Here is a 13,525-nt window from a genome sequence, read left to right as displayed (position 1 = left end):
ATATTGTTCAAATCTATTGATATTTTTTGATGTATTTAATTTTTTGATGGTATAAATATGATTTATTTTGACATGGGATTATTTTTGAGATATTATCTTTTCCATGGACGCAAAAGCATTAAGACAGCATATCTACGATATGACGGAAACAGAAAAATTCTATAAAGAATATTACTTAGCAAGAAGCAACCAGAAAGAACTTAATAAGTTTCTTGCTAATCTGAATATGGACGAGGTTTTCAAAAAGCATTTGTTGATTTTGGAGATAGAGGAAACCATTCCCGAAGTTTTCGAGGATTCATTTTTCTTTGACTTGTCAAATAACGACAGTATTGTTGTGCAGAAGCACGAGCGATATAGTCCTGCCATTGAACATAGTCATACTTTCTTTGAAATCACTTATATTTATGACGGACAATGCACCCAGGAAATATCAGGAAGCACTATCAATATGCGAACAGGAGATTTTTGCATAATTCCACCAGGTATCAAGCATTCTATTTCCATTTTTGACGACACAATCGCCATAAATATTATGCTTAGAAAAGATACTTTACACTCCATGTTTTATGGCTTTTTGAATACGCCAAATATTCTTTCATCTTTCTTTCTAAACAATATCTACGCTAAAAAAGCAAATGATTATATTATGTTTAGAACTGGCAGCGATGAATCATTAAATACATCTTTTATATGGATGTTGGCAGAAAGCACAAACAAGCAAGAATACTACTATCAAGCAATAACCAATACTCTGCTATTAGATTTTTACATGATTATCAGAAACTACTCTGAATCAGTACAAATGCCATTATTCGACAGTAGAGTTGATGTTCAAAGATACGCTCTTATTCAATACATTCAGGAGAATTATAAAGAGATTACTCTTTCAGATTTAGCTAAGAAGTTCCATTACTCAAATGAATATACCTCTCGTTTGATAAAGGAATTGACGGGTATGAATTATACTGAGATTCTTAGAACTGTAAGAATAGAACACTCCCAGGATTTGCTTGCAAACTCCACAATGTCTGTAGCAACAATAGCGGAAGCAATCGGCTATGATACTTCAGAACATTATATTCGTCAGTTTAAAAAACACACAGGCATGACTCCATCAGCTTTTAGAAAACAGTCTGCATCAAACAGAAATAGATAACCCAGCTCACACCTAGTGTAAGCTGGGTCTTTTTTACCACTTTTTATAATTTCCACTTAGCGCCAGCATAGCAAACATGTAAAGACAATTGTCATAGTATCTTCTATCTCCGGTCCTAAGAGGAGTGTTCCAAAATTCTTCTACTGCTTTGAGACTCCACTGATTGTCAGAAGCTAAGCTTGCCTGAGCAATGGTGGCAGTGAGTCCCACTGGATGAAGTGCTTTGCCTTCAATAGGTGTTCCGTCTATTGCATATATTCCACGGTTGTTGTCTTCTGGCAGTGTGTAGAAGAAGTTTTGTAGATTGTTTGCTGTATTTCTACTCCACTGTAAAAAGTCTTTGTCTACCGAATCATCTTTTGTCCATTCGTAATTCAAGCCGATATTTGCAATAGTTCTGTAGGCATCACTGTAAAACCAATCATGTCTACCACCAAAATTACCATCATCAGGATATGGTGTTCCATCGTAAAAGCTATACTCTGGAGAAAGTCCAGTTGATGGATGACAGGCTATCTTAAGGAAATCCCTGCTAGCCTGAGCCGCCTTCTTCCAAAACGCCTTATCCTCTGGATAGCAGTTTTCTGCAAACAACTCATAAAAATGAGGCAGATGATATGATGGATCTGTAAACTCCAAGCCTGGCACAAACTTGATTAAGCCTTCATCACTCCACATGTTGTGACCACCGTAAAGCTCTTCGTGATGAATACAGGTTTTCAGAAGTTCTTTAGCCATGTGGCTATAGTTATATATTCCAATCCCATCTCCCCATCTATGACTCGCAAAAATAAGGGCCATAGCGAAAAATTCTTCACCATCTGGAGCTGGGCCATCAGAATATTTCTCGCCATTGGTTCCAATGGACCATGCAAAATAGCCTTTGTTTTCCCCTTCACTTAAATGCATGTTTGTCATGGCCCAGTTCCAAAGCTGATCAAACTCCTTCTTCTTATCCATCTGAACACATATCATCATGCCATATGAAATGCCTTCAGTTCTGGTGTCGTTGTTTCCTGTATCAACAAGATACCCCATAGTCTGATCATCAGTTGTGTAAAAGAATTTGTCATTGCCATAGAAAATCTCATTAAATGTCTCTTCTACTCTGGCATTTATTTCTTCACCTGTTTTTCCTATTTCTAAAAATACATTTCTCATAATGCCTTTATTCCTTTACGCCTCCAAGTGTTAGTCCTGTTACGAAGTATTTCTGAAGGAATGGATAAATGCAAATGATAGGAAGCATTGTGATAATTGTCGCTGCTGCTCTAACGGATGTTGGAGTTACGGAGCCGTTAGAATTCTTCATAGACTCAGCAGACGAGCTTTGGTTGGTTACAGAGGAAAGGAGTTTCATTAATTCGTACTGCAATGTTGTTAAGTCATCACTCATTCTGTTATAGAGCATTGCATCGAACCAAGAGTTCCACTGACCAACAGCTACGAAAAGAGCGACAGTTGCATAAACAGGCTTGCACAGAGGTGATATTATCTTTAGGAAAATTGTTGTATAGCCGGCTCCGTCCAACTGTGCTGACTCTTCCAAACTATCTGGAATACCCTTCATGTAGGTTCTAATAACAAGCATGTTAAAAGCAGAAATCATTCCTGGTATTACATAGACTGCAAAACTGTTAGTTAAGCCAAGTGACTTATATAGGAGAAAGGTTGGAATAAGTCCGCCATTAACATACATTGTTATTACCCAAAATAAGGATACTTGTTTGGCAAATATAAAATCTTTTCTACTTACAATAAATGCTAAAATCGCATTTGATACTAAAGCTAAAAAAGTACCAATAATTGTTCTTGCAACAGTAATGAATGCTCCTGTAATCAGATTATCCTTCTGAAGTACTGTGGTGTAATTCTTCCAAGTAAATACACGTGGCCATAAATAAATTCCACCTCTTAATGCATCAGTACCGTCATTCAAAGAAATTGCTAAAGTATTCAATACTGGATAAAGGGTGATTACTACGAAAGCAATCATGAAAATTGTATTGAATATTCTAAAGGCCAAATCGGCACCAGAAATCTTCTTTCTCTTTTTCTTATTCATTGCCTAGCCCCCTTAGAATAATCTTTCTTCACCATGTCGTTTTGCAATTCGGTTACAAATTACAATCAACACTATACTTACTACACTCTTGAAAATACCTGCTGCAGTACCGATTGCATAATCGCCCTGGCTGATACCCCATTTCAATACGTAAATATCAATTGTCTGGGATACATTTACAACAAGGCCATTTCCAAGTAAGTACTGAATTTCAAATCCTGCATTCAACACATTTCCGATATTCATCAGAAGTAAAATCATGATTGTAGGTTTAATTCCTGGCAAAGTAACATGCTTTATTTTTGCCCATCTTCCAGCACCATCGATTGCTGCTGCTTCATACAAAGAAGGATCGATAGCTGTGATAGCTGCCAAATAAATGATGGCATTCCATCCTGTTTCCTTCCATACATTTGCAAATGCAACGATAGGCCAGAAATATTTTTCGTGGGCAAAAAAGTTGATTGGCTGTTCCACTAAATTAAAGTTTAAAAGCAACTGATTAATAATTCCTGTTCCTGAAAGTGCATCATGAAGAATTCCTGTAACAATAATCCAAGAAAGGAAATGTGGAAGGTAAGAAATTGTTTGAACAACCTTTTTGCCACCTTGGCAGGCAATCTCATTTAGCAAGATTGCAAATAAGATTGCCATGAAAAATGTTACAGCCAAGTTGATAACACCCATTGCAAGGGTATTTCTAATTACTCTCAAAAATGTGACATCAGAGAACAAGCGAATAAATTTATCAAAGCCTATAAACTTGGAATGCAATAGTCCAGTTACTGGTTTGTAATCCTGAAATGCCATTACCCATCCTGCAAGAGGTAGATAATAGAATACAACTCCATATACAACTATTACTGCAGCCCATATCAAAAGTACCTTTTGATGTTTTAATTGTGTTAGGCTAATTGATTTTTTATTCATACTTAGCAGCCTCTTCTATTCTTCTATCAAGCTCTGTCTGCATCTCAGAAAGGAAATCCTCTGGATGACATGCATTGTATGCTTCCATGTACTCATCCCAAGCGGCATCGAAATCGTCAGCCATTACAACCTTTGGAAGATACTGGTGTTTTGTCTCACCCATAAGTGTCCAAGCTGTACCACCTGGTGTTGATGTTGTCATTGAATTTGAGTATGTGTACATTGGATACCATGGTCCTGGTGCTGGAGATGTACCAAGCATCTCTACGTATGTTTCTGCGCCATATGCTTCAAAGCACTCTCTTACTGTATCTGAAAGTCCATCATAGAACTCATCTTCCTGTCCTTCTGGCTTCATAGCATTCTTTCCATCACGGCTAGTTCCAAGCCACTGTGGGAAGTATGAATATGGGCACATGTGAGCAGCCTTGTATGCTGCGTCTACAACATTTGTACGCATCTCTGGAGTTCTTGTGTACATTCCATCATCACCGATGTTGTAATCTACGCCTTCAACACCCCAGAATCTAAGGTCATGAACTTCCTGACCAAGAAGGTCGTTTACAAACTGAAGAGCACCTTCAACATCAGCACAGTCTACTGTAATAGCAAGACCTGAAGAAACGTTTAACTCTCCGCCTGAGTTGTGCCACTGGTTCTTCATTCCTTCATCAATTGTGATTGGAAGTGGAACGTACTGGCATCCCTGCTTATCAAGACCTGCTGTCTTAATAGCATCTTCTGCTGTGTATGCGAAATCCCACCACTGGTCGATCATACCAAGAACACGACCTGTAGAAAGCTTTGCGATATACTCATCATATGTCTGTGTGAATGATTCCTGATCTACGATACCCTTCTTGTACTCCTCATTTAACTTCTTGAAGTACTTAACAGCTGTATCAGTTGTGTTGTAATCAATAATCTTCTTTGTTTCTGGGTCTACGATTACAGAACCATCATTTGGATAACCATCAAGGAACTCTGGTGCATTTTCCAAACAGAAGTATCTCCAGTCATCGCAAAGAATTGTGTAAGGAATATTCTCTGTACCATCTTCCATTGTTGGGTTAGCTTCGTTGTATGCTTCAATCAAATCGAAGTACTGATCCATTGTGTGAACTTCTGGATATCCTGCCCACTCAAGTACTCTTGTCTGAATCCAGAATGCTTCACCGTTTTGGATACATTCTCTTTCTTCACCATAGATGTTTGTGAACTGTGGAATCCAGTAAATATGTCCATCATCCTGACGAATTGCATCCCACTCCTGATCTGTGAAGAATTCCTTAATGTTTGGATAATTGTCAATATAATCATCAAGTGCAACTAATGCTCCAGCTTCATATAACTGAACAGAACCATCACCACCATCAATGAAGTCTGGATACTCGCCACCAGCGATAAATGTACCAACTGCTTCTTCAGCTGTCTGACCTGTCAACCAAGACTCCTTAACCTTGCAGCCTGTCTTTTCAGCGATAATCTGCTGAATCTCGTTGTCATCATTAATTTCTGTACCTGGAACTGCAAAGAATGCTGTAAATTCTTTGATTCCATCTTCGTTAACTGCTCCACCATGTCCAGCTGTTTTGCCGCATCCAGCCAACATAGAGGTAAGCATTGTAGTAATTAATAATGCGCTTACTACTCTTTTTTTCATATAAACCCTCCTTTTATTCGGGAACCTTTCTCCCTCTTTTATGGTATTATTTTAGGAAAAATAGCATTTGAAAACATCGGAGAAACTATAGATAAAAGGGGGAGAAACTTTATATTTCTCCCCCTTAAATTTTAGACGGCCATATTCTTTTTATACTTTGTAGGGGTACACCCCTTTGCCTCAATAAACTTATTTACAAAGTAGTCAACATCCTTATAGCCCACCATTTCAGCCACTTCGTAAATCTTCATATCGCTTTTACGAAGTAGCTTTGCAGCTTCATTTAGACGTTGTTCATTAAGATAATCCTTAAATGAACAACCATATTTTTTCCTGAAAACCTGACCTAAATATGCTGAATTTATATAATACTTTTCGCTTAACTCTCGAAGGGTTAAATTGCTGGCATAGTTTCTTTTGATTTCATCTTCTATCTGACCAAGCACACCCTTGGATACGTTTTTACGAAGCTGAGTTATGTAATCTCCATAGGCATAAGCCATTTTGCAAAGATGGGTTCGTCCACCTCGTCTGATTCCTTCTTCCGAAGTACTTTCCAAAATCATTCTAAGAATTTCTTCCTGATTGACCTCGTTATCAAGCTCACTTGCCAAATGAATCAACTGAAACAGCAGATAATTAATATTTAGATTCATGGTAGATTCTGTGACACCAGTATTTTTCATTTCCTGATAAAACTCATCTACGCTCTTTCTTATTTCAACATGCTCCCCACCTTCGATTGCATCTATGAGGTTGTCCAGTTGTTTCTTGCAAATAAGTATGCCTGTATCAGTGATTTTGTATTCATCTTCGTAATAATAAATTTTTTTCTTTTCTCTAAATCCCTGAAGAGAACGAAGCATATTGGCTGTTCCATATGATTTAGATATATTTTTTATGCCAGATACACCTTTTCCTACAAGCATGGTAATTTCAAGATTCGTATTTGCGATAAGGTAATCGTAGAACCTTTTCAAATATTCTTCCGTGGTAAGCTGTAGCTTTTGTCCCATTGAGTCTGTGTATATGAAGCCTATATCATAGGTTTTCTCGCTGTCAGAAACATCCATTATGCATAAAGCAAAATCGTTTTTTAGAAACTCATCAGCTGCCAAATATAGTTTGTTGAGTTGTTCCTTCTTTTCTTCGTCTGAATAATCCTCAGACAAAGTAGCAACATCCAGCTGCACCTCCACATAACACATATCTTCATCCACATCGATTTTATCTGATATGCATTCAATATTTGTTCTATCGTATTTACCCCTAAGAAGCGACATTATATTTCTATCAAGATAGGCCTTATCCTTCTTTGCCTTCTCTTGAATCTCAATAATTTTTTCCTTGTTCAAAGCAGCAATCTTTCTAAGAATGACTAGTAATTGCTCTTTTTCAACTGGCTTCAAAATATACTCTACGCATCCATGCTTTAATGCTTCCTGAGCATATCCAAACTCAGCATATCCGCTAAGAATCACATAGTATATTTCATCATTTATTTTTCGAACTTCCTTTAAAAGTTCTATTCCATCCATTAGTGGCATTTTTATGTCAGCTATGACAAGATCAACCGGCTGTTTCTGTATGAACTCAAGTGCTTCTTTTCCATTTACAGCAGTGTAAATTTCATAACCTTCCGCTTCCCAATCAACTAAAACCTTCAGACCTTGCAATATGAACGGCTCATCGTCCACTAACAAAACTTTTAACATTAAATCATCCCCTTTAAATACATCATCGGAATTGTAATTTGGAATAGGGTTCCTGTACCTATTTCTGAGTCCACATCAAACATGACGTTATCCTCTGATATCATCTTTAGTCTGACACATGCATTTACAATTCCAACTCTACCTTTCTCCTTTAGCATAGAAATTTCACTGTTGCGCATATTTTCTAGTAATACATTTGCTATATCCTCAGGAATGCCACTTCCTGTATCCTCTATTTCTATAATTACATTTTCGTCCTTAACGTATATACGAACAAAAATCCAACCTGGTGTAGTTTTACTTTCAATACCGTGAACAACTGCATTTTCCACAAATGTTACAAGTGTTAGCTTTGGTATCAACAGTTTTCTACATTCATCCTCAATATCAATTTCAAAAGAAAGCCTGTCCCCAAATCTGTATTTTTGTAATTGCAAATATGCTTCTACAAAATTTAGCTCATTTTCAATTGCTATTATATCGTCGTTCCATTCGGTATATTGGCGCTGCAGCTTTGCTAAATGCTCCACCATTTTGGCTGTTTCCTCTTCCTTTTTAAGAAGAGAATGCATTCGAATGCTTTCTAGCGCATTGAACAAAAAGTGTGGGTTTATCTGGCTATGAAGGGCTATTAGCTCTGCATTCTTTCTAGCTACCACTGCTTCCTGTTCTCGTAACCTATTTTTCAAATTCGTGTGCATCAAGCTGCTGACAAACACTGGCAAAGCGATATTTATTACAATCATGAACAACAACTGATACCACCGTTTTCTAAACAAATCCATAAAACTGTAATCAACATCTTTTATTTTGATTTCTAGTTCCTGTCCATAGACTGTGCAATCCTGAGAATACGCAATATTCTCTAACAGCGTCTTGTTAGCATATTCCTTGCTTACATTACTGTATTTACCATTAGACATTAACACTCTAGTATCGTCACATATGTATGCCTTATATGGATAATTCAGATTCTCGATATCATCAACACATTTTGAATAATCTATCTTTATCAGCAAGATATTGGGCGAATTATACTTGTAATAGTTCAATCGCTGAAAATAATAAATCGTCCTTTGCAGGGCTCCTGTTGGCTGTTTTGTCATTCCAAAGTAAAGCCCCTTGTTCAAATGGGATGTCAAAATATAGTCATACCAGTCTGTTCCAATAGCCTTGGTAATCTTCTGAAATTCCGCTCCATTTGTGATGGTATTGTTGTCCAAATAAATACAATAATCCATACCAGACTGACCTGTTACAAGCTTTAAAAGTGTATCATCAAAGAATGTCTGGTAGGCGTTGTAATACTCAAGATTTGATGAGTATTCCTTATGTAAAAACCTATGTACGTAGAGGCTGCTGTATAAAGCATTTCCCAGCTTTGCAGCCTCGTCTACCTGATTAAAGAATGTGTAATTGATGGCATTTGCTTCATTTTCCATCTGATGAAGAATGGAAGATTTTTCTGAATTATAAATGGACTTGAAAACAAAACCATCTGAAATAATAATTGGAAGCACTACACAAAGGATATACAAAAGGGCCATCTTCCTTTTTATTTCAAGCTTATTAAAAAACCTTTTCATATATCATGCCCTTAATTCTTTGTGTGACTAATCCATTTGAAGCTACATCTGTTATCCGAATCAGCACCATTTGATGAAGTGTACATACCAACTGTGCAGCCAACAAATCCCCCTGCTTCTTCTGTTGTGTATGGAATCAAATCAACATCTTCCTTTACAGGCAACTGGCCATTTTCATCAACAATATAAATCTGGCACTTCTGTTCCTTTGCCTTTATTCCAATTTCAACCAATCCATCTGAAACAGGTATTGATTTTATAATTTCTTCTTTGCCAGAAATTACAGTTCTCACACGGAATTGCTTTCCACTTTCGCCTTTTACAATTTCCATAACTAAATGATTTTCATGGTTTTGGAACAACACCAGGCCACCGCATTCTTTTTCATTCTTAGGTGTAAAATCAATTCCGCAGCTAACAGCAAATGCATAATCCTTCTGACGAATTCCAAGATAAGAAGGGTTACAAATATCCTCGATTCTTTCTGGACGAGTGTAAAGGGTAAGGAATCCTGACTTTTCTGCAAGGGAATAGAAATCCTCACTTCTTCTTTCAATTCCAACTAATCTATCATCCAATTCTTTGCTGTCGAAATGAATAATGTCAGTATACGAGTTTTCCTGGTTGAATCTGTATTCCTCAAATGGAAGTTCAACCTGGTCTGTAAGCTTTCCAACACCTGGATTAATAACAGGCCATCCATCTTCCCATGTAACCTTGGCAAGGAATGTTTCTCGGCCCATGCTGCAGTGATTTTTACACTGTCTCGAGGCAAGCATTACAATGTAGTAATTGCCGTCTTTATCGTCTACTAAATCTCCATGACCTGCATAAATAACAGGATAGTTCTTGCCCAGATTTCTGTGGGTAAATATTGGATTTCTTGGACAGCCTTCAAACCATTTAAAGAGTTCCTTTGATCTGGCAACTGATATGGCATGCTCTGGGCCTGTGCCACCTTCTGCATGAATCAAATAGTAATAACCATCCTTCTTGTAAAGATGTGGGCCTTCTGGCCAGATAACATCCTTTACTGCCCCCTTCCATATTGCCATAGATGGGCCAACCAGCTTCATAGAATCTAAATCCAGCTCCTGCACCCAGATTTCCCAATCCCCGTTGTATCTAACACCTTCTGGATTTGGTCTGGTTCCAACATAGTAGCAACGATCATCATCGTCAAAGAATAATGATGGATCAATACCTGGACATTCTTTATCACCCAAATAGTATGGATCTGACCATGGTCCTGCTGGGTCCTTTGCTGTAACAAGGAAATTTCCTCCAGCATCCACATTTGTTGTAATCATGTAAAATGTGCCTTTGTGCTCTCTAATTGTTGGAGCAAAAATTCCTCTAGATATTTCACCATGTAATGGAAGCTGACTTTCTCTATCTAACACATGTCCTATCTGCTCCCAATTAGCCAAATCCTTACTGTGGAAAATTGGCACTCCCGGAAAATACACAAAGCTTGAACATACAATATAAAAATCATCACCCACTCTGCATATTGATGGGTCTGGATAAAAGCCCTTTAAAATCGGATTATTAGCAATTGTCATTATCTTCTCCCTAAACAAACTATCCTAGTATTCCACCTGAATAGTTTCCCCTTTCAAATCTATTTCAAATACATCACATTTATTTCCAGTAAGCTCTTCACTTCTACCATCAGGCTGACTTGTTCCAACAGCTATCTTAAACTTGCCTGGCTCTACAATAGCATTTCCCTTTTCATCGATGATTGCAAAATCTCTTGGAGCAAGCTCAAATGAAACTGTCTTTGTCTCCCCTGGTGTAAGTGAGACTCTCATTACTTTTCTCAAAGACCAAAGTGGTACTCTTGTGGATGCTTCCACATCCTTGATGTACAACTGAACCACTTCTTTTTGATTCATACTTCCTTGGTTTGTCACATCGATATTCACTGTAAAATGCTCACCCATGCCGCCTGAAATCTTATCAATAGCTGCGTTGCCACATTTGATTTTCGAATAACCAAGTCCATATCCAAATGGATAAAGAGGAGTTCCTTTGAAATATCTATATGTTCTATTATCCATAGAGTAATCTTTAAAATCAGGCAAATCCTTGTCAGATGCATAGAATGTGACCGGAAGCTTTCCACTTGGGCTATCCTGTCCAAACAGTACCTGTGCAATAGCTTTTCCACCCCTTGCTCCTGGATACCAGCACTGCATTATGGCATTTACGTTTTCCTGTGCCCAAGACAAGTCAAGTGCTGACCCTGATAAAAGGAGAAGCACAACTGGCTTTCCAACTGCTGTAATTTTTTCCAGCAATTCCTGCTGTAACCCTGGAAGCTTAAGTCCCTTTTTGTCACCACTACCGAACTCATTTCCAGCGTCACCTTCTTCACCTTCTATTGTGGAGTCTAAGCCTAAACACATAACCACAACATCTGAATGCTCTGCAACTGCCATAGCTTCTGCAAAATCATCTCTTGCTTCGCTAAGCACATGCATTCTATCTTTCCAAAGATGAGTTCCATCTGCATGGAATACTCTTACATCATCTCCAACAAATCTCTGGATACCTTCAAGTGGAGTGATATATTCAGATGAAATTCCTTCGTAATTTCCAACAAGTGCTATTCTTGAGTTTGAATTAGGACCAATGACTCCTATGGTCTTTAACTTGTCTTTATTCAGTGGTAAGACACCATCATTCTTTAATAAAACAAAGCTTTCCTTTGCTGCTTCATTAGCTAAATCCTTATGTTCCTTGCATTCCACCACTTCATATGGAATATCATCATATTTACTTTTTCTTTCAGGAAGAGTTCCTAAGCGTAATCGAAGTTCTATCAATCTTTCGACTGCAGTGTTAATTGTCTCCTCTGAAACAAGGCCTGCTTTATATGCGTAAATAAGCTTTTCATATACACAGCCGCAGTTCAAATCACAGCCGTTATTCACAGCCAATGCTGCCGATTCCACTTCACAGCCTGTTACCTTATGGTTTTCGTGGAAATCACGAATCGCCCAACAGTCAGAAACAACATGTCCTTCAAAGCCCCAGTCATCTCGCAGGATGTCCTTTAGTAAGCGTTTACTTCCACAGGCAGGCTCACCGTTTACTCGATTGTAGGCTCCCATAACGGACTCTACCTTGGCATCCTTCACCAGTCGCTTGAAAGCATACAGATATGTGTCATACAAATCCTGATCTGATACCCTGGCATCAAAATGATGTCTGTCTGCCTCCGGACCAGAATGAACTGCAAAATGCTTTGCGCAAGCAGCTGCCTTTGGATTATCAAGATCTGGGCCCTGTAATCCTTTTACAAAAGCCATACCAAGCTGTCCAGTAAGATATGGATCCTCACCATATGTTTCATGGCCTCTGCCCCATCTTGGGTCTCTAAATATATTTACGTTTGGTGCCCAATATGTAAGTCCCTTATAAATATCTCTGTCACCGTGCTTGGTGAACTGATTGTATTTAGCTCGACCTTCTGTAGAGGTAGCATCACCAATCTTTTCTACAAGCTCCTCATCAAAGGTTGCTCCCAGTCCAATTGCCTGAGGAAAAACTGTTGCATCTCCAGCTCTAGCCACCCCATGCAAAGCCTCATTCCACCAACAATATGCTGGTATCCCCAACCTATCTATAGCTGCCGCGTGATATAGCATCTGACTAGTCTTTTCTTCCATAGTCATTTGCGACACTATTTCTTTAGCACGCTTCATTGTTTCTTGATTCATTTTCATCTTCTCCTTTTGTAATCATTTCTAGCTGAGTGTCAAACTCCTTACTGATGTAGTAAAGAGAGACAGTAGTAACAAGTATCCAAATTCCCAGCCCCCACTGGATATACCATGCGCAAATAATATATGGTAAAAAAGTTACTATAAAAATCAGTACCATTCTTGGGATATTAAGTATTGCCATAACTATGGATGCCTTTACCAAATCCTTTGTTGTGGTCTGAAATCTTGCCATAAAAGGAAACATGCAATAAATAATTGACCATACCAAAAAAGTAATAACTGCTAGTACCACTCTCATAGGAATAGGCATTGATTTGGCCATTCCAAAGAAAAGGTTGTACCAATCAAAAGCTAAAATCAGTAATACCAACAACTCCGCAATCCATACTGGAGTAATCTGCTTGAAATTTAAGCAAAATGATTTAAAGAAGCTTTTTACTGCATTTGGTTCTTCACCCTTTGCTATCTTCATGGAAACATAATATTTAGCAGTAAAAGACGCACCAATTGTGATTATTGGTATAGAACATAGAACACAAAGCAAATTTAATATAATTAAATCCGTCGCCTTCCCTAGAAATTCCATTACCTCGCTGTCCGGTCTTAGGATATTCATAACATTCTCTCCTTTTTTGCAAAAAAATAACTATTCAGCCTAATCTGATATACC

General features: G+C 38.0%; 10 protein-coding genes. 1 reads left to right on the top strand and 9 read right to left on the bottom strand.

Annotation, left to right across the window (positions count from 1 at the left end):
• Positions 1-103: 103 nt before the first annotated feature.
• Positions 104-1,159: an AraC family transcriptional regulator gene (locus BM102_RS02005; protein WP_074790229.1), complete on the top strand. Its 1,056-nt coding sequence runs from the start codon at positions 104-106 to the stop codon at positions 1,157-1,159.
• A gap of 33 nt (positions 1,160-1,192) precedes the next feature.
• Here BM102_RS02005 and BM102_RS02000 read toward each other — a convergent pair whose 3' ends face one another.
• The 9 genes from BM102_RS02000 to BM102_RS01960 all read right to left on the bottom strand — a co-directional run bounded on the left by BM102_RS02000 (position 1,193) and on the right by BM102_RS01960 (position 13,471).
• Entirely contained in the window at positions 1,193-2,320 is a 1,128-nt protein-coding gene (locus BM102_RS02000) for a glycosyl hydrolase family 8 (protein WP_090478424.1), read from the bottom strand.
• Positions 2,321-2,327: 7 nt separating this feature from the next.
• Positions 2,328-3,224 (bottom strand): carbohydrate ABC transporter permease, encoded by an 897-nt coding sequence (locus BM102_RS01995; protein ID WP_044936034.1) that lies wholly within the window; start codon positions 3,222-3,224, stop codon positions 2,328-2,330.
• Positions 3,225-3,236: 12 nt separating this feature from the next.
• Complete coding sequence (locus BM102_RS01990) at positions 3,237-4,154, bottom strand: ABC transporter permease (protein WP_044936031.1); 918 nt, start codon at positions 4,152-4,154, stop codon at positions 3,237-3,239.
• Positions 4,147-5,817, bottom strand: coding sequence for an extracellular solute-binding protein (locus tag BM102_RS01985; RefSeq protein ID WP_090478422.1), 1,671 nt, complete (start codon positions 5,815-5,817; stop codon positions 4,147-4,149). Before BM102_RS01985 ends, BM102_RS01990 begins: the two co-directional genes overlap by 8 nt.
• A 131-nt stretch (positions 5,818-5,948) precedes the next feature.
• Positions 5,949-7,532 (bottom strand): response regulator transcription factor, encoded by a 1,584-nt coding sequence (locus tag BM102_RS01980; protein WP_090478419.1) that lies wholly within the window; start codon positions 7,530-7,532, stop codon positions 5,949-5,951.
• The gene (locus BM102_RS01975; RefSeq protein WP_090478417.1) at positions 7,532-9,118 is read right to left on the bottom strand and encodes a sensor histidine kinase; all 1,587 of its coding nucleotides are present in this window, start codon (positions 9,116-9,118) and stop codon (positions 7,532-7,534) included. Before BM102_RS01975 ends, BM102_RS01980 begins: the two co-directional genes overlap by 1 nt.
• Before the next feature lie 11 nt (positions 9,119-9,129).
• On the bottom strand, positions 9,130-10,683 hold the full coding sequence (locus BM102_RS01970; RefSeq protein ID WP_090478414.1) for a glycoside hydrolase family 43 protein: 1,554 nt from the start codon (positions 10,681-10,683) through the stop codon (positions 9,130-9,132).
• A 24-nt stretch (positions 10,684-10,707) separates the two neighbouring features.
• Positions 10,708-12,849, bottom strand: a complete 2,142-nt coding sequence (locus BM102_RS01965) for a glycoside hydrolase family 3 C-terminal domain-containing protein (protein WP_090478412.1) — start codon at positions 12,847-12,849, stop codon at positions 10,708-10,710.
• Positions 12,821-13,471, bottom strand: coding sequence for a YesL family protein (locus tag BM102_RS01960; protein ID WP_090478410.1), 651 nt, complete (start codon positions 13,469-13,471; stop codon positions 12,821-12,823). Before BM102_RS01960 ends, BM102_RS01965 begins: the two co-directional genes overlap by 29 nt.
• Between the last annotated feature and the right edge of the window lie 54 nt (positions 13,472-13,525).

Origin of the sequence: Pseudobutyrivibrio sp. JW11, from assembly GCF_900115355.1 — a bacterium.
Taxonomy (GTDB): Bacteria; Bacillota; Clostridia; order Lachnospirales; family Lachnospiraceae; genus Pseudobutyrivibrio; species Pseudobutyrivibrio ruminis.
Note: the sequence above shows the minus strand (reverse complement) of the source record. Positions and strands in the feature narration are given on the sequence as shown.

Excerpts from the sequence above, each read along its gene's own strand:
- BM102_RS01990 (WP_044936031.1), bottom strand. The coding sequence starts at position 4,154 with ATGAATAAAAAATCAATTAGCCTAACACAATTAAAACATCAAAAGGTA.
- BM102_RS01985 (WP_090478422.1), bottom strand. The coding sequence starts at position 5,817 with ATGAAAAAAAGAGTAGTAAGCGCATTATTAATTACTACAATGCTTACC.
- BM102_RS01980 (WP_090478419.1), bottom strand. The coding sequence starts at position 7,532 with ATGTTAAAAGTTTTGTTAGTGGACGATGAGCCGTTCATATTGCAAGGT.
- BM102_RS02005 (WP_074790229.1), top strand. The coding sequence starts at position 104 with ATGGACGCAAAAGCATTAAGACAGCATATCTACGATATGACGGAAACA.
- BM102_RS01960 (WP_090478410.1), bottom strand. The coding sequence starts at position 13,471 with ATGAATATCCTAAGACCGGACAGCGAGGTAATGGAATTTCTAGGGAAG.
- BM102_RS02000 (WP_090478424.1), bottom strand. The coding sequence starts at position 2,320 with ATGAGAAATGTATTTTTAGAAATAGGAAAAACAGGTGAAGAAATAAAT.
- BM102_RS01995 (WP_044936034.1), bottom strand. The coding sequence starts at position 3,224 with ATGAATAAGAAAAAGAGAAAGAAGATTTCTGGTGCCGATTTGGCCTTT.
- BM102_RS01970 (WP_090478414.1), bottom strand. The coding sequence starts at position 10,683 with ATGACAATTGCTAATAATCCGATTTTAAAGGGCTTTTATCCAGACCCA.
- BM102_RS01975 (WP_090478417.1), bottom strand. The coding sequence starts at position 9,118 with ATGAAAAGGTTTTTTAATAAGCTTGAAATAAAAAGGAAGATGGCCCTT.
- BM102_RS01965 (WP_090478412.1), bottom strand. The coding sequence starts at position 12,849 with ATGAATCAAGAAACAATGAAGCGTGCTAAAGAAATAGTGTCGCAAATG.